General features: G+C 47.1%; 20 protein-coding genes. 14 read left to right on the forward strand and 6 right to left on the reverse strand.

Annotation, left to right across the window (positions count from 1 at the left end; all coding sequences use genetic code 11):
* Positions 1-403 precede the first annotated feature (403 nt).
* The 6 genes from ACKTR5_RS03095 (at position 404) to ACKTR5_RS03120 (ending at position 6,267) form a co-directional block, all read left to right on the forward strand.
* Positions 404-970 (forward strand): WxL domain-containing protein, encoded by a 567-nt coding sequence (locus ACKTR5_RS03095; RefSeq protein ID WP_407879088.1) that lies wholly within the window; start codon positions 404-406, stop codon positions 968-970.
* The gene (locus ACKTR5_RS03100; RefSeq protein WP_407879090.1) at positions 957-1,106 is read left to right on the forward strand and encodes a WxL domain-containing protein; all 150 of its coding nucleotides are present in this window, start codon (positions 957-959) and stop codon (positions 1,104-1,106) included. The genes ACKTR5_RS03095 and ACKTR5_RS03100 overlap by 14 nt, the downstream gene beginning before the upstream one ends.
* A gap of 123 nt (positions 1,107-1,229) precedes the next feature.
* On the forward strand, positions 1,230-2,285 hold the full coding sequence (locus ACKTR5_RS03105; protein ID WP_407879092.1) for a DUF916 and DUF3324 domain-containing protein: 1,056 nt from the start codon (positions 1,230-1,232) through the stop codon (positions 2,283-2,285).
* 54 nt (positions 2,286-2,339) lie between these two features.
* Positions 2,340-2,726 carry a hypothetical protein gene (locus ACKTR5_RS03110; protein WP_407879094.1) on the forward strand — a complete coding sequence of 129 codons (387 nt, stop codon included), beginning with the start codon at positions 2,340-2,342 and terminating at the stop codon, positions 2,724-2,726.
* A gap of 313 nt (positions 2,727-3,039) precedes the next feature.
* Complete coding sequence (locus ACKTR5_RS03115; protein WP_407879096.1) at positions 3,040-4,542, forward strand: autotransporter outer membrane beta-barrel domain-containing protein; 1,503 nt, start codon at positions 3,040-3,042, stop codon at positions 4,540-4,542.
* Between the two features lie 201 nt (positions 4,543-4,743).
* Positions 4,744-6,267: a hypothetical protein gene (locus ACKTR5_RS03120; protein WP_407879098.1), complete on the forward strand. Its 1,524-nt coding sequence runs from the start codon at positions 4,744-4,746 to the stop codon at positions 6,265-6,267.
* A gap of 60 nt (positions 6,268-6,327) precedes the next feature.
* On the opposite strand, the gene ACKTR5_RS03125 is transcribed toward ACKTR5_RS03120, so the two are convergent.
* A complete protein-coding gene (locus tag ACKTR5_RS03125; protein ID WP_407879100.1) occupies positions 6,328-6,696 on the reverse strand; it encodes a hypothetical protein in 369 nt (122 codons plus the stop codon).
* An 836-nt stretch (positions 6,697-7,532) separates the two neighbouring features.
* Between ACKTR5_RS03125 and ACKTR5_RS03130 the strand changes: the two genes are divergently transcribed.
* Positions 7,533-9,044: a helix-turn-helix domain-containing protein gene (locus ACKTR5_RS03130; RefSeq protein WP_407879101.1), complete on the forward strand. Its 1,512-nt coding sequence runs from the start codon at positions 7,533-7,535 to the stop codon at positions 9,042-9,044.
* Between the two features lie 88 nt (positions 9,045-9,132).
* Here ACKTR5_RS03130 and yidA read toward each other — a convergent pair whose 3' ends face one another.
* Genes yidA through ACKTR5_RS03145 form a run of 3 tightly spaced genes read right to left on the reverse strand, consistent with a single transcriptional unit; the run spans position 9,133 to position 12,185 of the window.
* A complete protein-coding gene (gene yidA / locus ACKTR5_RS03135) occupies positions 9,133-9,942 on the reverse strand; it encodes a sugar-phosphatase (protein WP_407879103.1) in 810 nt (269 codons plus the stop codon).
* A complete protein-coding gene (locus ACKTR5_RS03140; protein WP_407879105.1) occupies positions 9,932-11,305 on the reverse strand; it encodes an HD domain-containing protein in 1,374 nt (457 codons plus the stop codon). Before ACKTR5_RS03140 ends, yidA begins: the two co-directional genes overlap by 11 nt.
* Positions 11,306-11,348: 43 nt before the next feature.
* Entirely contained in the window at positions 11,349-12,185 is an 837-nt protein-coding gene (locus ACKTR5_RS03145; RefSeq protein WP_407879107.1) for a lipoate--protein ligase family protein, read from the reverse strand.
* Positions 12,186-12,298: 113 nt separating this feature from the next.
* Between ACKTR5_RS03145 and ACKTR5_RS03150 the strand changes: the two genes are divergently transcribed.
* The 7 genes from ACKTR5_RS03150 to ACKTR5_RS03180 all read left to right on the forward strand — a co-directional run bounded on the left by ACKTR5_RS03150 (position 12,299) and on the right by ACKTR5_RS03180 (position 18,697).
* On the forward strand, positions 12,299-12,868 hold the full coding sequence (locus ACKTR5_RS03150; RefSeq protein ID WP_407879109.1) for a DUF1934 domain-containing protein: 570 nt from the start codon (positions 12,299-12,301) through the stop codon (positions 12,866-12,868).
* A 44-nt stretch (positions 12,869-12,912) separates the two neighbouring features.
* Positions 12,913-13,512 carry a DNA-directed RNA polymerase subunit delta gene (rpoE, locus tag ACKTR5_RS03155; protein WP_407879110.1) on the forward strand — a complete coding sequence of 200 codons (600 nt, stop codon included), beginning with the start codon at positions 12,913-12,915 and terminating at the stop codon, positions 13,510-13,512.
* A gap of 180 nt (positions 13,513-13,692) precedes the next feature.
* On the forward strand, positions 13,693-15,306 hold the full coding sequence (locus tag ACKTR5_RS03160) for a CTP synthase (protein WP_407879111.1): 1,614 nt from the start codon (positions 13,693-13,695) through the stop codon (positions 15,304-15,306).
* 245 nt (positions 15,307-15,551) lie between these two features.
* The gene (locus tag ACKTR5_RS03165) at positions 15,552-16,835 is read left to right on the forward strand and encodes a UDP-N-acetylglucosamine 1-carboxyvinyltransferase (protein ID WP_407879113.1); all 1,284 of its coding nucleotides are present in this window, start codon (positions 15,552-15,554) and stop codon (positions 16,833-16,835) included.
* Between the two features lie 112 nt (positions 16,836-16,947).
* Positions 16,948-17,193, forward strand: coding sequence for a type B 50S ribosomal protein L31 (locus ACKTR5_RS03170; RefSeq protein WP_407879115.1), 246 nt, complete (start codon positions 16,948-16,950; stop codon positions 17,191-17,193).
* A gap of 104 nt (positions 17,194-17,297) precedes the next feature.
* Positions 17,298-18,539 (forward strand): MFS transporter, encoded by a 1,242-nt coding sequence (locus ACKTR5_RS03175; RefSeq protein WP_407879116.1) that lies wholly within the window; start codon positions 17,298-17,300, stop codon positions 18,537-18,539.
* Positions 18,527-18,697, forward strand: a complete 171-nt coding sequence (locus ACKTR5_RS03180; protein WP_407879118.1) for a hypothetical protein — start codon at positions 18,527-18,529, stop codon at positions 18,695-18,697. The genes ACKTR5_RS03175 and ACKTR5_RS03180 overlap by 13 nt, the downstream gene beginning before the upstream one ends.
* A gap of 39 nt (positions 18,698-18,736) precedes the next feature.
* Here ACKTR5_RS03180 and ACKTR5_RS03185 read toward each other — a convergent pair whose 3' ends face one another.
* Entirely contained in the window at positions 18,737-19,969 is a 1,233-nt protein-coding gene (locus tag ACKTR5_RS03185) for a multidrug efflux MFS transporter (protein WP_407879120.1), read from the reverse strand.
* 212 nt (positions 19,970-20,181) lie between these two features.
* Complete coding sequence (locus tag ACKTR5_RS03190) at positions 20,182-20,649, reverse strand: low molecular weight protein-tyrosine-phosphatase (protein ID WP_407879122.1); 468 nt, start codon at positions 20,647-20,649, stop codon at positions 20,182-20,184.
* Positions 20,650-20,879 lie beyond the last annotated feature (230 nt).

Raw genomic sequence — 20,879 nt, forward strand, 5'->3', positions numbered from 1 at the left:
GATAAACGCGTTTTTTCTAAGAACGATTTAATCTTAACGGTTTAAAGCAAAATAGATGCGCGCTGAGTAAAAATTAATGTATTAATTTTAACTTAATGCTAGAATTCTGCCTTTGGCAACTTAAACACTGATCCATCAAGGGTTGCGGCGGAACGATTTGAAGCACGCTAATTAATTCTGTGATTTAACAAACGATTAACCCACTAAATCAAATAAAAAATTTCAGTAACTAAACTATTTAGAGAAACCCTGTAAGCAAAAGGGTTTAGAGAAATTAAATTGTACACATCTGTTGTTTTTCCAAAAAAACCTTGCTATTATTTAGTCATCAAAAACAGCAAGTAAGAAAGCTTGACATCTTGCTGGCAGATATAAAGACAAGAAAGCATAGGGGATATTCAAAATGAAAAACGTAATTGGTAAGGTACTTATGACTTCAGCCGTTTTGGCTTCCATGGTTGTTCCAGCAATCTCAGCATCAGCTGACGACACTGCTAACTTAACGGGGAGCACGAATGCATCGGCCACGTTCACACCCGGAACGACAACCGTTAACCCTGTTGACCCAACGGATCCGACTAAGCCAGGAACTGACAAAAACAACGGTGCTAAGCCTGGTAGTGGTTTATCATTGATTTATGTAACGAACGGTTTGGACTTTGGTTCACACCAAGTTGATGTGGTTAACAAGAATGATTACGACGCAAGCACTTCAAAGACGTTGTGGAATGGTAAGGCTGTCGTTCAAGTTGCTGATTCTCGTGGGACGAACGCTGGTTGGAACCTCTCTGTTGCAGCTGACCAATTTGCAACGACGAGCGGTGACAAGTTGACTGGGGCAACGTTGACGTTACCTGGTGCTGCTAGTCAAATCACGACCAATACTGGGATTAGTAACGGGGTCACTTCTTCAGCCTTGTCAGGCTACGCATTAGATAACTCCATCCGCAACTGTTATGAATGCCACTGATGGTAATGGGTCAGGGATCACGATCGACCAAATGGACCCATCTGCCATTAAGTTGACTGTTCCAGCCAACGTTGCTAAGGCTGAAGCTTACTCAACAACGATGAACTGGACTTTGTCTGCTACAGCGGTCAAGTAGAGTTCGATCCAAATAATCGCATAGTTCGCGTGATATAATAATCACAAATAGAAGGCCGAGTTCACGCTCGGCTTTTTCTATACTGAACAGATTAACTTTGGGACGATTTGGAGGAATGGATTCATGTCGAAACGGACAGTAGGGTCTTGGTTAACGGTCATCATTGCGATTACGGTGATTTTCTTTGGCGGTGTTACTAGCGGGCACGCGGCAGATAAAACAAACAATGTTGGGTATAGTGTCAAAGCTGAGTTGCCGGATAATCAGATCCATAAAGATAATACATTTTATGATCTCAAGATGACGCCGGGACAAGAAGAAACACTGAAGGCCACAATCTATAACTTAACGAATAAGGACATCACGGTATCAACGGCCATTCATACGGCGTATACCAATAGCAATGGGGTCATTGAATACGTTAAGACAACGAAGACGTATGATTCAACGCTAAAATACAAAATGAGCGACCTGACGAAATTACGGGGACCTGCAACTGTCACAGTTCCTGCTAATGGCCATAAGGAAGTCACGGCGCAAGTGACCATGCCCAAAGATGATAAGTTTAAGGGTGTTATTCTCGGTGGTTGGTACTTTAAACGAACCGATCAAACGGCAACTGGGAACGTTAAAGGTAGCATGAACATCCAGAATGAATACTCATATGTCATTGGGATGAAGTACACCGTAGATAAAGAGGTGGACCCCACGATGGCCATGGGTTCGGTCTCTGCAGGGATGACAAACGCCCATAAGGGGGTCTTCCCGACCATCCGGAATACCAGTGCCAGAATCATCCCGAACATGACGGTTAAATCAAAAATCATTAACAAGCAAACGGGAAAGACAGTGAAGACGCTGACCAAAAAGAATGTGCAAATGGCGCCTAACTCTGGTTACCGGATTCAAATGTTATATAACCAAGATACATTGCAGCCAGGTAAGTATAAGGTTGACATTACGGCTAAAAATGCCGACCACGCTTGGCACTTTACAAAGGACTTTACAATTAGCCAACAAGAAGCCAAGACTTACAACAAGAAGGATGTTAACAACAAAGGAATCAGCATTTGGTGGTTCATTATCGGTGGTGCATTAGGGATGCTGATCTTAGTGCTCCTCGGAATTTGGATTTTCTTCTTGATTCGCAACCGCGGCAAAAAGTCACGGAAACATTAGCCGTTAGCTAAGTCTTTGGCAACTTAAGGTGAGTGGACTTAAGTGGTGATTAAGATGAAAGCAAACAAAGTGGTACTATTAATAAGTACAAGTCTGGTGCTTGCACTTCTAGGGGCACAGCTACAATCGGTTCATGCAGATAATGATGGACAAACAACGGCACGCGTTTCGTTTTACGAAACACCCGAGTCAGTTAAAGCAGCGATGGGGGATGGCAACGTTGAAATCCCTAGTGGAACGGTGGCCACCGTCCAAACAAGCACAACACCAGCAGGACATTCGTTTTTTAGCGGTCGCGCTGTGAATGGTGAACTTCCCGAAACGGGTCAAAAGGCAACCGTTCACGCGTGGATCATGATCGAGCTGATAATTATGGGCCTGTTGGCCTTTGCGGTATGGCAGAACCACCATCCTGATGATGACGAAATTGACGAGCTGTAACAGACCTTGAATGCTTAAAATAAATAGCGAGCGACAGACCGGCGTTTAAACCGGTTTGCCGCTCGTTGTTGTTAAAACAACATTTTAATCGTTAAATGTTTTGATGAATCGAAGACTGAACGAGTCAATCGTTGGATTAAATATGATCATCGCCATTACTTCTAAAGCGTGCCTAATGTTGTTATGGTAAAAAAAGTGTGATGAGCGAGGAACAGTTGATTTAGACGGAAAGGAGCGTAAAATGAACCCTTTTTTTAAGAAAACCGACAATTATGCAAAAATCTTATTATTGATCTGTGGTGGACTTTTGCTAATGTTACCGCAAATGATAACAACGGCAAGCGCGGATGATGCCCGTGATACGCAGTATAGTCCGATTACATCTGGACTAACAACGAACGTTAATAAGCAGATTTTTTCAAGCTCACAAACATCATCCACGAATCCGGTGGGGACGGTGACGTGGCCGACAATTACGGGAGTTACGGCGAACTATGTTGTCAATGGCCAAATTACGATGCGGACGAGCGAGGTCAACATGACAACGACAGGAACATTTTCTGCCGGGACTTACAAAAGTGGAATTTTTAGTACATCGCCGTATACCATTAGTTCTGCGAGACCGGCCTTGTTTATTCCGAGCTTGACGACTAGTGGCCAAGGTAACCAGATGAACAGCGGAAATGTTTCTTCGGTTAACTTCAATACCACAACGAGCGTTGCGTTATGGATGCAGATTCTAGGCACCGGTCCCTACTACCTTGGTGTGACGACGAACATCACGTATCCAAGTAACCGGAGTGCAGATTACTTTGCGTTTGGCCAAATCAACAAGGCAATCTTGTACCCATTAGCACCATCGGTGACAACAACAGTTGGCTCAGGGGTCAAGGATACAGATACGACGATCACCGGGAAGGGCACCTTCGAAGGGGACGTCATTACAAGTGACGCCAGCGGGGCCACGGCCACGGTCAACAGTGATTTAACTTACAGTCTGAATGTTGGTAGCTTAAAGGGTAAATCTGATGTAACTGTTACTGAAACAGGGACGAAGGGTATGGATACGCCAGGGACTAAAAAGGTTTCTGTTACGCATGTCCCAGATCTTTCCGTCAATACCACGACCAATGCGTTAACGTTAAGTCCGGATGATTACACGAGTGTTAGTGCAATGTCCGACACCGACGCGGTGGCCTGGCTTGTTAAACAGGCTGGCATTACAGCAGTTGATAAAAATAATGATAATAGCAGTGAAGGGATTACCTTTGCATCCAGTCAAACGGGGATTGGGGCCAAGATTGCGGCCCTAGGGATCGGCGACAGCATGACGATCCCAATTCACGCGGTGTTGGGTTCAACAAATTCGGCTGACGTGGCAATTGCCGTGACACGTTCGGCAGGGATGATAACCTTTGAGACGGTCTCAGAAGCGGTTGACTTTGGAACGACAGAAGTCCCGAATAAACCGACGACACTGCCACTGGCGACCCCGCTAGCGTTAGATGTTTCTGACACACGTGCTACTGGTAGCCGTTGGGGATTAATGGCGAGTGCGTCATCACTATCTAATGAGGATGGTAAGGAATTGCCAGGAGGGATCGTGTTTAATGACGGGAGTTCATCAACACCCTTGACGGATGAAACAACAACGATTGCAACAGGAACAAAGGCAGCAGGTCAGAATACATTTAATATCGCAAGCAGTTGGTCTGGTTCGAAAGGGATTTTCTTACAGGTTAGCCCAGGTGTTTACGCGGGTTCCGAGTATTTTGGTACAATTCGTTGGATATTAAATGAGTCACCAGAAGAATAAAGAACATCATGTTGCGGAAGGTAGGTGACTTCCATAACATGATGTTTTTTTGTGGACTGTTAGGGTGCAATCCAATAGGATAAAATTGCTTATAAATTGGTAATATCGTATGATATTAATAAGTAATAATCGGAATTTTAATTATGCTAAATGACAAATTTGTGCGTCAATGATGACTCATGTCCCCATGAAGGTGAGGAAGTGAAGATGAAAGCGAGCAAACGAGATATTCAGTTAATAATGAAGAGTACGGTTGTTTTAGTGGTTATGTTGCTGACGTCACTGATGGGTGTTAGTGCGGCTGAGAGTCGTGACACGCAGTACGATCCGGTAACGAGCGGCGCCGCTTTTTCGAATGCGCGGGTGATTTCCTCCGGCGGATCAGTTGGGACGGTTAAGTATCCAACTGAAAGTAATCTGAAGGCAAACTATGTTGTTAATGGTCAGGTTACGAAGCGGACAACGAGTTTTCAAATGACGTTGGGTGATACTTTTTCAACGGGCTCAAAGTTTATATTTGCGTCGGCCAATAGCTTTACAACTGGGATTCAGGCAAGCTCTGGCGTGGTCTTTCCGATTACGAATGGGAATACAATTAATTTCAACGCGAGTTCACCAACTACATTTACGCTTAATCAGGCAACGTTTAACAACGCTGGTTTTCCAATTTACCTTGGATTAGGGATTAAACTGTCTTCAACGAATAAGAGCGATTACTTTAGTTTTGTAAAAATTGACAATACCGTTCTCTACCCGCTCCAGCCAACCGTGGCGAACACTACAGACACGGGGATTAGCACAACTGACACAACGATTACCGGGAAGGGGACGTTTGCCGGGGATACGATCACAAGTGACGCGAGCAGTGCCACGACAACGGTTAACAGCGATTTGAATTATACGCTAAATGTCGGCAGTGCTTTGAAAGATAAAACGAGTGTTAAGGTGACTGAAAGCCCTAAGAGTGGAAATACGACTGATACAGCAGGAAGCGCAACGGTGGCTGTAAAATACGTCCCTAAACTAGCCATCAGTAGCACGACGAATGATGTAACGTTGCAGCCGAGTGATTATGAAAACGTCAGTGGCATGTCTGATAGTGACGCAGTGGCCTGGCTGGTCAAGCAAGCTGGCATTACGGCGGTTGATCAAAACAACAATAATAGTAGTGCAGGGATTGCGTTTGCTTCAAAGACAACGGGTATCGGCGCCGCAATTAAGGGGTTAGCGGAAGGTGATCATCTGACGATCCCCATTTACGCAACGTTGGATTCAGCGACTTCCAGTGAGGTGAACATCGTGGTAACCCGGTTTGCTGGCATGCTTTCCTTTGGCACCGTTTCTGAAGCGGTTGATTACGGGACGGATTCAATTCCGACAACGACGAAGGTTCTGGCACCAACGGTCACACCAACAGTTGAAGTGACGGATACCCGGAGTGCTGGTAGTGGTTGGGCGGTTACGGCCTCAGCGTCCGAACTGGTTGATGAAGGGACCAATAGGATCCTTTCCGGTGGGCTGGTGTACAACGACGGCACAATGGACACGCCACTGACCGATAACGATGTTGTTGTCGCAACCAGTGCTGATAAGGGCGGGCAAACAACCGTTAACATTGCAAGCGGGTGGTCAAGCACAAAGGGAATCTTATTGCAGGTGAACCCCAATGTGTACGTAGGGACTTACAAGGGGATTATTTCATGGACATTAAACGATGTGCCTTAATGCGAACCAAATAACCGCATTACTAATGATGATGAAAGTCACCGTCAGTAATGCGGTTATTTAGTCCTCATGGCTTGCGTCAACGATGCTGTTGATGCAAACAAGTGCTTCAGCCAGAATCCGTTGACCAGATGGTGTTAGGTGGTACTCTTTGAATCGGCGATCTGTTTGTCTCAGCTGGCCGTTTGGTGCGATGAACCGCTGGGCCAGTAAATGGGTAGTGGCTGTGGAAATTGCGCCCCGGGTCAACCGCTGTTCATCAGCAATCTCGTTGCCACGGAGGTGCTTTTGGAAACATTCAAGGCAAAACACTTCGGTTAGGCTAAGGTGATAATCGTGTAACCGTTCAATCACCTGTTGCTCCAAAATCCGGTTAGCCGCCAACTGTTCAAGTGCCTTTATTGACGGTTGTTCATTTGACACAATCATAAACAACACCTCGTAATTCTTAGTGAGTTCGTTTAAAGATAAAGGGTAATGGGATAAAAAATGGGCGGCGCGTGCGCCTTTGTGGCGATAAAAACCGCCCTCCCGGAAAGCAATCGACATCGATCCGAGGGGGCGGCCTAACCTAATGTGTTTGATGGGTCCGACAAGCACGACGAACAAACATCGTCTCTTAAGTGATGGGCATCGCCTCCTCTCGGTGGCGATCATGAAGCGGTGAAACATCCAGTTGTAAACCTGAATCGACACTTAGTGAGGTATTGCCGGTGGTGTGAATCCAACCGTGTCATCCATAAACTGGGAAAGTTCGGTGATTGAATTGCGGACAATTCACTGTCGATTCGTCTACAAGCATAACAGATTATCTGTTCAAAATTATGTCATCATTATTAGTTAATAATCCTTATTTGACAAGGAAGGTCAAGACAACAGAATGATTAAGCTGAAAAAATAAATGATATTGGCATGAATAACGGGCAACCATTAGTACCACCTTTGATTCACGTAAAGCTCATGCTAACGATAATGTGGCAGATCAGGGTTGATTGCAAAGGAAATGAATGAGAAATAAGCGAAAATTAAGGGGGTTGTCGATTTTCAATGTTTGGAACGGTCACAATAATTAAGCGAATTAATTCATAAAGCGGAGCGATATTGTACACGCTTACGATAAGAAACGTGTTAAAATTAAACAAGTAATTATTTCTCTGATGGGGGAGTAGTTGTAATAATTAGTGTTTTTATTTAACTAATTGCTTTACTAAATTACTTGTTCACTAAAGAGACAGTGAACACCTGTTAACGAGGTTGGATAGCATATGAATAAAGAGGATTTGCTAGAACCGTTTGAACGCCGACAGATTAGGATTCTTCAGTACGTTTACCGGAATAATGGGCGTGCCCAAATCGGCGATATTGCGAAAGAAATGCGCTTTTCCAGCCGCCGGTTATTGATGGATGATCTGCAGTCAATTAAAAACGTCTTGGAAGAAAACCTAAAAAAGTACCGGGTTTTATTTGAATGGGACGACAACACCGTCACGTTTGAAATTAATGGTCGGGTTAGTTTAAAGACACTTATTTTCCCGTATTACTTGCAAACAGCTAAAATTCGGCTCATTGAGCATCTGGTTTTGGATAACAATTTAACGAACATTCAGCTAGCACGCGAATTGAACCTTAGTGTCGCCACGTTGTATCGAAAGATTGGGGAATTGAACGAGCTGTTTGAAGTCTTCAATGTAACAATCACCCACTTTGAACTGACTGGTGATGAGGTAAACGTGCAACATTTGCTGTTTGAGTTGTTGTGGAACGTTTGCCCGAAAGATCAGTTTATTTATAAACGGTATTTGCTAAAAAATACACGTGCCGCACAAGCCGTGCGCCGATTAACGGATGATCCGCATTACCAGAACCTTCAGTTATCTGTGGATGCACCGCGCAAGCTGTACACGTGGTTATTGATCATCCGGACGCGCCGCCGGAACGCCTCACAGTCACAAGACCTGGAGGGGTGGTCCACGCCGTATGCCATTATGACGAGTCATTTAATGCGCGATAATTCGCAGTTTGAACAACTGTGGTCATTAATGGATCAAACTGCGTTACTACCACCATCAGAGACGTTAAATCGGCGAATCAAGCAACACTTTTTGATGTTTTGCTTAGCTCACGAGATCTTCTCGTCTAAATCCAACTTTTGGACGCCACTCTTAACGGCGCCGGCTGATGAGGACCAACTTGTGGCAATGGCCCACCAAATTCAGGAACGCTACATGACGTCACTGTTGAAAAAGCAAAGTGTTGAAACAAAGCAGTACACGTTGAAGTATTTGTACCATGTGTTGGTGAATGTCGTTGTTTTCCCAGGGCACGTTAACCTGCTACGACCGGCCACCACGCGGCGGTACTATGAACGTTTACAAAACGAACAGATTATTCATTGGGCTCAGGATCTGTCTGAAAAGATTGCAGCGTTGGTGAAGGAACAATTTGAAATCGACGTTAATTTGGATTACTTAGTTCAATTAATGGTGGTGTTACAGCTGAACGCGCGGCATCTGTTTGCGACACACTTGCGGGTTGCCGTCGATCCGGGAATTGGCGCGATGTGGCTCCAGCCGTTTATTCAGGCGTGCCAGAGCTTTTTGAACCAAACACTTCAGGCAACGGTGGAAGTATTCCAGCCCCACCGACACTACGATTTATACTTATCCGATCATTTTTCGGACCGGCCGATTGAACAAGCTGACCGAACCTACATCTTAACGGATTTGGGGTCAGAGGCTGACTTTAAAAAGATCGTTGCACTCCTGCAATACCTTTAAGGCATGTGATTAAATGAAACCGTTCTCTTAATGAGTTGGATATAAAAAAGCTTGTGGCGAAATAATGCCACAAGCTTTTTTGTGTTGCCTAGCTTAACGCATATTTGTTAATGGCCGCAGCCACGCCGTCCTCGCTATTAGGTAAGGTGATTGCCTGTGCGGCAGCCTTGACATCGTCAATGGCATTGCCCATTGCAACACCCAATCCGGCGGCAGTGATCATTGAAAGGTCATTGCCCTGATCGCCGATCGCCATAACGTCAGCCATGTCGATGTGTAAGTCCTTTGCCAAACCAGTAATGGCGTTCCCCTTTGAAGCAGATTTATTCATGGCTTCGAGGAAGAAAGGTTCACTTTGAACAAAATAAAATTTGTCCGTGAAGGCTTGAGGGAGGTTGGCTGCTGCCCGGGAAATGATGGCCGGGTCGTCAATAAACATGCACTTAGAGACGACCAAATCTTCGGGCATTTCAGCCACGCTCCGGTACCGAATTGGCATCTTAACTAAGAAAGATTCTGCAATCGTGTAGGGGCTGATGTCCTTGTTGGCCGTGTAAATGTAGTCGTTTGTTTCAGTGTGGAAATGGGCGCCAAACTGTTCAGCCAATGCTTCTAATTCACGGTAGTCAGTGTAGGTTAAGGTGTGGTGTACTAAGACGTCACCACTAGTAGTTTGGGCTAGCGCGCCGTTAAACGTCACGACGTACTGATCAGCGCCAATGAGGCCAAGCTGGTCGAGGTAATCCTTAACGCCGGTTAGTGGTCGACCAGTACAGAGGACAACCTTGATGCCAGCGTCACGGGCGGCTTGAACAGCGGTAATGGTTGCCGCCGCGAGTTCGTTTTTTTCATTCAAAAGGGTTCCATCAATGTCGATTGCAATGAGTTTAATTGTCATAGGTCGCTCCTTTAGGGTCAATAAGTTGATCGTTCATAATGTAGCTTTGAAATTCGGTGTAGATGGGACTAAAAAGGTCATTTTCCGCGTTGACGGTGAGCATTTCCCGCGGGAAGAAGAAACGCTGGTCGCCCAATTCGCGGTCGGTAATTGCTGCCACAATGGGACTTAGTGCGGATAGTTCGCTGGTCGTCCCGTCATGATTCATGAGTAAAATTTCTGCGGCGGCTTTGTGGGATTGCCGGTTATTGGCGTTATACGGAAGGTCATAACTATCGTTTGTGGCGGTGTAATACGTGACGTTATAGCCTGCTGTTTCGATTTGCTCCCGCAACGGTGCCAAGAGTGGCGCTGTCGTGGCAGTGTATTCAATGGACTTGAACGGCCGTCGGTTCAAAAAGCGGTTTGCGAGGTCAGCTAAGACAACGTCATCGCTGTCTGCCCAGTGAAGAAAGTAGGTGTTAAGCACGCCGTCGTCCAGTTTTAGATAATCCGTCAGCGTCCAGGTGTGGTTGAAAAAGGGCTCCAATAATAGTGGCCGAAATGCTTCTTGTGTCACGGGCTGATTATCGTAGCGCTCCTTTGCGCGTAACAAGAGGTGGTCTAAGATGACTTCCATGGCCCGGGAAACGGGGTGGAAGTACACCTGTTGATACATTTGGAAGCGACTTAGAATGTAGTCTTCGACCGCGTGCATCCCGTCAATATCAAACGCGATCCCACCTTTGAATGGGCGAATCACCCGTAAAATCCGGGTTAAGTCAAAGCGCCCGTAGTCGGCTCCTGTGAAGTAGGCGTCACGCAGGAGGTAGTCCATCCGGTCAGCGTCTAACTGGCTGGAAATGATCTGAACGACCTGCGGATTGGGATACGTATGTTGAATGACGCTGGCCACCTGCTGGGGAAAGTCAGGGCTGACCTTCCGCAAAACGGTGTTAACTTCCGTGGTCGGGGAGGTCAAAATCTGTGCAGTGATGGCCTCGTGATCAGTGTGGAAAATGTGTTCAAACGTATGCGAGTATGCGCCGTGACCAATGTCATGAAGTAGGGCCGCACAGAGTGTCACCAACCGTTCGTTGTCATCCCACAAGCCGTCGCCTGGTTCAACGGATGGATAATCATGCTGAAAGGTGTCACAGATGCGTTGCGCAATGGCGTAGACACCCAGTGAATGGCCAAACCGACTATGTTCAGCGCCGTGGAAGACTTCTTCGGTCACACCAAGTTGTTTGACCCGGCGAAGCCGCTGAAATTCCTTTGTGTCGATTAAGTCCAAAATAACCTGTGATGACACGGCGATGTAGCTGTGAACAGGGTCGCGAAAGACACGTTCGCGCGGTAATGATTGGTAGCGGTAATCCATATGGTCCTCCTGGTGACAAAGGTGACGTAACGATAAGTGGTCTTTAAGGGTGCATTGGTGTTGCTGGTTGGTGCTGAAGCAAACGCTGCTGTTCAAAATCAAACTGTGCCGCATATGTTGGCTCTTGCATCAGCGTTGCGAGGTGTTGCTCAGCTAGCTGGGTGCCCGATTGTTTGGCAGCATCAATGAACCGTTGCCGAGCTGCTTCAATGGTCAATGTTTCGGGTAACAAGTCCCCGACGTTCATCATCGTGCCGGGGTCCACGTCAGGAAAGTTCCACCGATTTTGTTCATTACCAAGGCCAGCTTCATAAAAATCATGAATCAGCTGGGCCCGGTCAATTTGACTGCCGTTGACGCTAAGGTATAACATCACGACAATGCCCCCGTTCCGGCGGCGTTGTGACATGCCGGCAATTTTGTGGCCGTTGACACTGAGGTCGTAGGTTCCTGGACAGTATGAGCGGCTAATTTCACCAGCGACGATCGGTAGTTCTGGAAACGCGCGGTCAACCAGTAATTTCATTTGGTCGTAGGCGGCGTCCACCCCTAATTTAACGAGGCTGGGTGGGAAAAAGAGGCTGATGTTGAGCACGCCCTGATCGGCAACGACGGCTAAGCCACCGGAATTGCGGACAAAGCCCGTGTATCCGTGATCAGTTAACACCGTTGTGGCGTCATCCAAGTGGGGGAGATCCGCATCGCGGAGCCCTAAGATAACGTTATGATCTAAGCGCCAGAAGTGAAGCAATGGTTGGTTTTCATGTTCAATTAAACTTAGTAAGGCGTTCATGTGGGCAAACGTTGCGAGTCCGTCTGCCTGATTGAAGTGTTGGGATAGGAGCATGGTGGTTGGCGCAAGGCTAAGCGCGTCCGTCATGAAAATCACCTGGTTTCTTTTGAGTTGGTCATTTGGGGTAATGAACAGGATGTCATTCCCATTGTGACGGTCAATAAACTGCTTTCATTATACCGAATCTGGAGTCGTTTTGCATGGTTGATTGGGCGCAACCCGTTCGACGTGGTAATTTAAGCGAAATGCGTTATAATTTCTTGTTAGCTTATATTGTCGTTTCGGATGATTTTAATGATAATCGTCCAGGTGACGCGTGTGTGAAACGGGGGATGAGTGTGTCAGAACGATTAGAGCAAGGCGTCACGGTTCACTTGGTGACAAACATCAAGCAGGATGGCGAGACGGAAACCTTTGATTTTACAGTTCCAGGACGGTTGATTTTAATTAATGGCAGTGCGTACTTACGCTATGCAGAAGAAGATCAGGGGAAAACAACCCAGGTGACCTTTAAACTAAATGGTCATCATGATGTACTGCTAACGCGGAGTGGTGAGACCGGATTACGGTTGCACTTTTTGGCAGGTAAAGCAGTGAAAACCACGTACCAAACAGCCTATGGCCCCTTAAACATCGAGGTGGCAACGTCAGGACTAAACGCAGCGTTGGCCGACGATTTAAGTAGTGGGCGGATCAACGTTGATTATCAGCTACTAGCCGGCGAAAGTTTACTGGGCGATTATCAAATAAGATTGCAATTTACCGCTTAACCCCTTATGATGAAGTGTACACTCTCGAAAGGACGGGCCTGATTTTGGAACTTAAAATTTTCGAAGGTCAAAATAAAAAAGAATTGTCAATGATTGAGGTTGCCCATGCAATCCTCTCTCAACACGGTGAAGCTATGAGCTTCGCTGACCTCACCAACCAAGTTCAACAGTATCTCGATACGAGTGACGAAGAAATTCGTGAACGGTTGGCACAATTCTATACTGACTTAAACGTCGACGGTAGTTTTATTTCCTTAGGTGACAACACCTGGGGCTTGCGGACGTGGTATCCATTCGACTCCATTGATGAAGCAACAATCAATGGTGAAGAAGATGAGGATCAACCAAAGCGCAAGAAGCGTCGTAAGGTTAACGCGTTCTTGGCTGACGCAGCCGATGACGACGACGTGATCGACTACGATGACGACGATCCAGAAGATGATGACTTCGGTCAAGATGCAGCTGAAGATGACGATACCACTGATGCGTCCGAAGATGACGATGATGATACCGAAGACACTGAGAACATCGCTGACGATGAAGAACTCCCTGATGGGATCGAAGGTCAACTCGCTGAACTTCATGATGAAGATGACGAGGATGATGAAGACGACGATGACGATGATGATGATGATCAAGGCTAATTTGCAGAAATAAGAATTCCTGCTTGACCTCATGCTTAGAAGTCGTTATTATATTTTTTGGGCACCGTTCAGATGAACGGGCACGATAAAGAGCAATTAAGGGCTCCCAATTCCTAGGAATTGGGAGCTTTTTCGTTGTTGATGGCATCCCCGAAAAAAACAGAAGGAGCGTTTATTTAGATGACTAAATACATTTTTGTCACCGGCGGTGTGGTTTCGTCAATTGGAAAGGGGATCGTGGCTGCATCACTTGGCCGCCTCTTGAAGAACCGTGGCCTTAAAATCACGATTCAAAAGTTTGATCCCTACATCAACGTCGATCCAGGAACGATGAGTCCCTACCAACACGGTGAAGTGTTTGTGACTAATGACGGGACCGAAACGGACCTTGATTTGGGTCACTACGAACGTTTTATTGACATTAACCTGAATAAATACTCAAACGTCACAACGGGGAAAATTTATCAAGAAGTTCTACAAAAGGAACGTCATGGGGACTACCTTGGTGCAACGGTCCAAGTAATTCCGCACATTACGAATGCCATCAAAGAAAAAATCATGCGGGCCGGTCAAACGACGGACGCAGATGTCGTTATCACTGAAATTGGTGGGACGGTTGGGGACATTGAATCCCTACCATTTATTGAAGCACTGCGTGAAATGAAGTCTGACATGGGTAGCGACAATGTTTTCTACATTCACACCACATTAATTCCGTACCTGCGCGCGGCTGGTGAAATGAAGACGAAGCCAACGCAACACAGTGTAAAGGAACTCCGGGGGTTGGGCATCCAACCAAACATGCTGGTGGTTCGGACCGAACAACACATTACACAATCCATGCGAAACAAAATTGCGTCATTTTGTGATGTGGAACCAGAAGCCGTTATTGAATCAATGGACGTGCCAACGGTCTACACAATTCCGTTAGCGCTGCAAGAACAACACATGGATGACATTGTGTTGGACCACTTTAAGCTTGCGACGCCAGAAGCGAACATGACGGAATGGCAAGAATTAGAACAACACGTTCAAAACTTGCACAAGACCATTACGATCGACCTGGTTGGGAAGTACACGGATCTGCAAGATGCCTACATTTCTGTGAACGAAGCACTCAAGTCTGCCGGGTATGTGGTGGATGCTGACGTTAAGATCAATCACTTTAATTCTGAAGAAATCAACGCGGATAACGTTGAAGAAGTGTTAGCAGGGGCCGATGGGATTCTCGTTCCTGGTGGCTTTGGTAACCGGGGAATCGAAGGAAAGATTTTGGCCATTAAGTATGCTCGTGAAAACGACATTCCGTACTTAGGGATTTGTCTGGGCATGCAAATGGCGTGTGTGGAATTTGCCCGTGATGTGGTGGGGTTAGCGGACGCAAACTCCAAGGAAATCAACCCAGACACACCATACCCAGTGATCGACTTGATGCATGATCAAGAAGATGTTTCCGACATGGGGGGGACGCAACGGTTAGGGGCGTACCCATGTAAGTTAAAACCAGGAACGGTTGCGGCTGCGGCGTACAACAACGAAGAAGTGATTTCTGAACGGCACCGGCACCGGTTCGAATTCAACAACGCCTATCGTGATCAAATGGCTGCGGCAGGGTTGGTCTTCTCTGGAACGTCGCCAGATAACCGGTTGGTGGAAGTTGTTGAACTGCCAACGAACAAATTCTTTGTGGCTGCTCAGTATCACCCTGAGTTCTTATCACGGCCAAATCGTCCAGAGGGGCTGTTTAAAGCCTTTGTGGCAGCTGCCGATGAAGAACACATGGCTAAAAATTAATGAAGCATTAACCGAAAATAACGGTCAGGCATTAGTCCTGGCTGTTATTTTTTTGTTTATAAAAATAATAGTAATTAACCCGGTTAATTTTCAATTTCTAAAAAACATCGGAAATTGCCGAAACAGAGTTGTTTTTTGGTCTGGTGTTCATTAATATTGTAGATAATTGCGTGCTCCCGGAAACGGTTGAGCTGCAGAAGTAATTAAGTTAACTGAAATGGATTAATGAAAGAGGACTAGACTGCATGAAATCAATGATCATCCAAGGAGGGCACCGGCTTAGCGGGTCTGTGTCCATCGGTGGCGCAAAAAACAGCACCGTGGCCTTGATTCCCGCTGCAATTTTGGCGGATACACCAGTACAATTTGACTCTGTTCCTGACATTTTAGATGTTCATAATCTAATGGCAATTTTAGATTCAATGAATGTATCCTCACGTTTTGAAAATGGGGTTTTGGACATTGATCCAACCCACATTGAGGAAAATGCACTTCCCGGTAAGGCCATCAAGAGTTTACGCGCGTCGTACTACTTCATGGGGGCATTGCTAGGGCGGTTTAAACGGGCGACCGTTTCATTCCCTGGTGGGGACAACATCGGGCCACGGCCCATTGACCAGCACATTAAGGGCTTCAAAGCCCTTGGTGCTCAGGTGACGGAGATCGGCGATTCGGTCAACATTGACGCGAGTGAAGGTCTGCACGGCGCCCGGATTTTCTTAGACATTGTGTCCGTTGGGGCCACGATGAACATCATTTTAGCGGCCGTTAAAGCAAGTGGCTTAACGGTTATTGAAAATGCCGCCAAAGAACCAGAAATCATTGATTTGGCAACGTTCTTGAACAACATGGGGGCCAAAATTCGGGGTGCAGGGACGGATGTGATCCGGATCGAAGGCGTTCCAAGCTTAAAGGCAACGAACACACACACGATTATTCCTGACCGGATTGAAGCAGGAACTTATCTTTCCATGGCCGCAGCCTATGGAAATGGCGTGAACGTGCAAAATGTCATTCCAGAACATTTGGAGGCTTTTACAGCCAAACTGCTCGAAATGGGCGTGAAGCTTGATATCGAAGAAGACAGCATTTACGTTCATGCAAGCAAGCACCTGACGCCAATTCAGGTTAAGACAATGCCGTACCCTGGGTTTGCGACGGACCTTCAACAACCAATTACGCCGTTAATGAGTTTGGCAGAGGGGTCAAGTATCATCATTGACACCATTTACCCAGAACGAACAAAGCACATCCCTGAATTAAACCGCATGGGCGAGAACATTCGGCTGGAAGACAACATGATCGTGGTTAACCACGCGACGGCGTTAACGGGGACAACGGTTTCGGCGGGCGAAATTCGTGCCGGGGCAGCGTTAGTCATTGCCGCTTTGATGGCTGATGGAAACACGATCATTACCAACGCGGAGAACATTTTACGCGGCTATGACCGGATTTCCGAAAAACTGAAGGGCATGGGTGCTGTGGTTCAGATCCTTGAGGACACGGATGCCGGTGTGTTTGAGTTCTAGTCGTTTTGTCGTTGGCTCTATTGCAAGCAATCTTGATTCATGGTATATTACATGGGTTGATGATAAGAAACTATGACTCAGCAAATGACTCATGGCAAAGGAGATATTCATAATGAAACAAGGAATTCACCCAGATTACCACCAGGTTGTGTTCATGGACTCAACCACTGGTTTCAAGTTTATGTCAGGTTCAACTGCTACTTCACAAGAAACCACTGAATGGGAAGATGGCAACACGTACCCATTGATCCGTGTTGAAATCACTTCAGATTCACACCCATTCTACACTGGTAAGCAGAAGTTCACTCAAGCCGATGGTGCTGTTGACAAGTTTAACAAGAAGTACGGTTTGAAGTAAGCTTAACCACATGATTTTGGTATCTTACCGATGCCCCGTTTGCGACTTTACGCTGACGGGGCGTTTTTTATTTAGTTGAACAATCGAAAGAATGAGAGGGAATCATGGCAACAGAAACAACAGATCGAATCCCACGCTTCGTGGTTTTAGCAATTTTAGGGACGGCGCTCCTGTCTTTTTGCGGTATTTTGACGGAGACGTCCATGAACGTCACGTTTCCAACGTTAATGGCCCAGTTCCATGTCCAAATCGACACGGTTCAGTGGTTAACAACGGGCTATTTATTGGTGGCAGCCCTTGTGATGACCATGGCGTCATTTATTCATAAACGGTTTACGTACCGTGCGGCGTTTGCGACGGCAGTGCTCCTCTTTTTAGTGGGGTTGTTGATGTGTGCGTTGGCCCCAACGTTTAGCATACTTCTGGTGGGGCGGTTGATTGGCGGAATCGCGACGGGTTTATCGACCCCACTGATGTTTAGCATCATTACCGATTTTATTCCGCACGCAAAGCTGGGGCAGAGCATGGCAATCGGTGGGACCATCATCGGCTTGGCGCCAACGCTTGGGCCAACGTATGGTGGGCTGGTCTCGTATTACCTTGGTTGGCGGACGATTTTTTGGATTATCTTACCGATTGCTTTGGCGGCGTTTTGCATTGGGTACTTTAACATTCAGCAACGGCACGCCACGAGCAAGGCTCACTTTGACAGCGTTGGCTTTTTACTGATTGCGGCGGCGTTTGTAACAATTTCGTTGGGCTTTAATGATGCCTCCATTCACGGTTGGGCCAGTGGCTTGTTCATTGGTTTAACCGTGGTGGGCGCGGTAGCGCTAGGGTTGTACGCTGTTTGGGCCAGTCACACAGCGCAACCGCTCATTAATGTGACGATTTTTAAGAATCCGATGTTTGTTCTGAGCTTTTTGACCTACATGATCCTTCAGCTAAGCAACATTGGGTTGGGGTTCCTCTTGCCAAACTACGCCCAGCTGGTTATTGGGGCAAACGTCATGACGGCTGGCTTATTGTTACTACCAGGAAGTCTTCTCCGAACGGTTTTGATGCCGTTTGCCGGCGGGTTACTGGATCGACGGGGCGCACGACTGCCAATTTTAACGGGGCTAACGTGCTTAGTGGTGGCGATACTCGGGTTTGTGGTTATGGGCAGCCGCCTCTCCGTGGGCTGGGTGCTTGGGATCTACATCGTGTACAGTGTGGGCTTCTCCCTAACATTTAGTAACACGCTCACTAACGGGATCCGGCTGTTATTGGTGATGGGAACGCGGCGTTTAACGCGATTCAACAGTATGCAGGGTCCATCGGGACGGCCATCATGGCAACGTTAATTGCGATTAGTCAAAACAAAGCAGGGCACCTGTCAAAAACGGCCGCCACAGCGCGTGGTGGTCACGATGATTTCATCCTGATTTTGGTATTGGCAATCATCATGCTGATCCTTGCGACGGTTAATTTTCATTTGCAGGCACAAAAACGAACCAACTAAAAAATGCATGGTCGCTCAGCTCGAGTGATCATGCATTTTTTAGTTGGCTGATTGACGAAGATCGTGCGTATTAAACGTGAAGAGCGCAAGGTTTAAGGCGACAATCACCCCTGTCGAGAGGAAAACGGCACCGTAACCCCAGGTTCCAGAAACTGCGGAACCAATCAGCGGGCCGATGATACTCCCCATGGCCATGAAACTTTGGTTCCATGAGAAGACCCGGCCAGTCGTCGACATGGGCGAATTTTTGGCCAGCAGGGTTTGGACGGCGGGCATCATTGTGGCATCAGAGATCCCAATGAGAAAGCGGAAGAACCCGAGTTCCCAGACGTTTTTAACAAACGCCATGGGGATGAACACACAGATGGCAAAAATAAAGCCGATGGTGAGGATCCGTTCCGTCCCAATGCGGTCACCGAGGACGCCGAGCCGTGGGGCCGCAATGATGGTGGCAATTCCCGGAATCGCGGCAATAATCCCGGCAATGAGTGAGACGGACCCGTGACCGTGAAGAAGCTGCCGGACGTATAAACTAAGGATCGGACTGATGGATTGGTTGGCAACCTGAATGATGGTCGTCGTGATGAGCATGGCAAAAATGAGCCGCGGGTGGGCAAATGATTTTATGACCTCTTTGGTTGACTTCAACGCGGTCTTTTCAACCGGAGTAAAGTGTTCGTGAACAAAGAACCAGCTGAGGAAGAACACGATGAGCAACAGGCCGCCGGTGATAAAGAACGTAAAGCGATAGCCAAAACTGGCAGCTAAAGCACCACCCAGAAGCGGGCCTAACAGGTTCCCAGCGGTAAAACCGGTAACCAGGGTCCCTAGAGCCTGGCCGGAGTGTTCCTTGGGCGATTCAGTGGCGACCAGCGCATTAGCGTTAGAAATATAACCGGAGAAGACCCCTTGAATCAGCCGAAGGGCAATTAATTCCCAGACGTTGGTTACGAGTCCCATGGCACCGAGAACAATGGCCATCCCGAGAGAGGCACGAAGAATCATTAACTTGCGCCCCTTACGGTCAGCTAACCGCCCCCACAGTGGGGAGGCGATGGCGGTCACAAAGTAGGTCGCAGAAAAGGTGATCCCGGAATAAAAATTAAGCTGCGCGGTGGAAAAATGGCCAAGGGTGTCGATGTAAAGTGACATGAAGGGCATAATTTCACTGAAGCCCATCCCGGCCATAAAGGTGCCAAACCAGAGGACAAAAATGTTTTGTTCCCAGGGGAGCCGTTTCCGAAATAATTGATGTTTAAGTTTTTTGAGCAATGGGGGTCCTCCTTTTACTTTGATGAGTGGCATTATTTTTTCAGATAAACAATAAACTATTCTACACCATTTCAAAAAAAGAGCGGAAACGAACACGGTTAGGCCCACTTCTCTAAGGAATCCCCTGCATGGACGTTTTGGGTCCAGGCAGGGGATTCCTTAGAGAAAAAGGGCCTGTGTTCGTTTCCGCGTTTTCAATCCTTCGTGGACGGTTACTGATTAGCCGCGCTGATTTTAGTCAACCAGGCGGGCAACACTTCGTTTAGCTGCCGGTAGGTCAGTTCGAAATTATGGGAGTACCACGGGTCAGGAATTTCCTGGTCAGACCGATCTGGCAGAATTTCGTAGGCCATGTGGAGTTTAGCCTGGGCGTTTGCCGGGGCCATGTGCTTTAGATTAGCCAGGTTGGAGCGATCCATGGTGATGATCCAGTCAGCCCACGCAAAGTCTTGTGGTGTAATGGGTCGGGATCGGTGGGACTCGGCGTTTAAACCGTGCTCGGCCAAGGTGTGACGGGCGCCAGGGTGAGCCTGATTGCTCTCCTCCCAGTTGCTGGTGGCGACGGAATCAACGTGAATTTGGTGACTTAATCCGGCTTCGTCAACCATGTGCGTAAAGATGACCTCGGCCATTGGTGAGCGACAAATGTTGCCAAGGCAAACGAATAGAACATTTTGCATAAGGGTCCTCCGTATGTTGAATCAAAGTAGTGCTTCTATTTTGCCGTGTGTTGCGGTGAAGCGCAAGGGTGACGGCTTGAAAAATGGGCCGTGGTCTAGGTTGTGATTTGCTTGCCGTTTAGTGAGCATGGTATAATTTACTCCGATTGTGATTAAATAACTGGTTAACGGAAACGGTGACCAGTAGGAATGAAATGATCACCAAACGGTAGAATGTGCAACCATGCACT

The sequence above is a fragment of the Furfurilactobacillus entadae genome, assembly GCF_045862745.1.
Taxonomy (GTDB): domain Bacteria; phylum Bacillota; class Bacilli; order Lactobacillales; family Lactobacillaceae; genus Furfurilactobacillus; species Furfurilactobacillus entadae.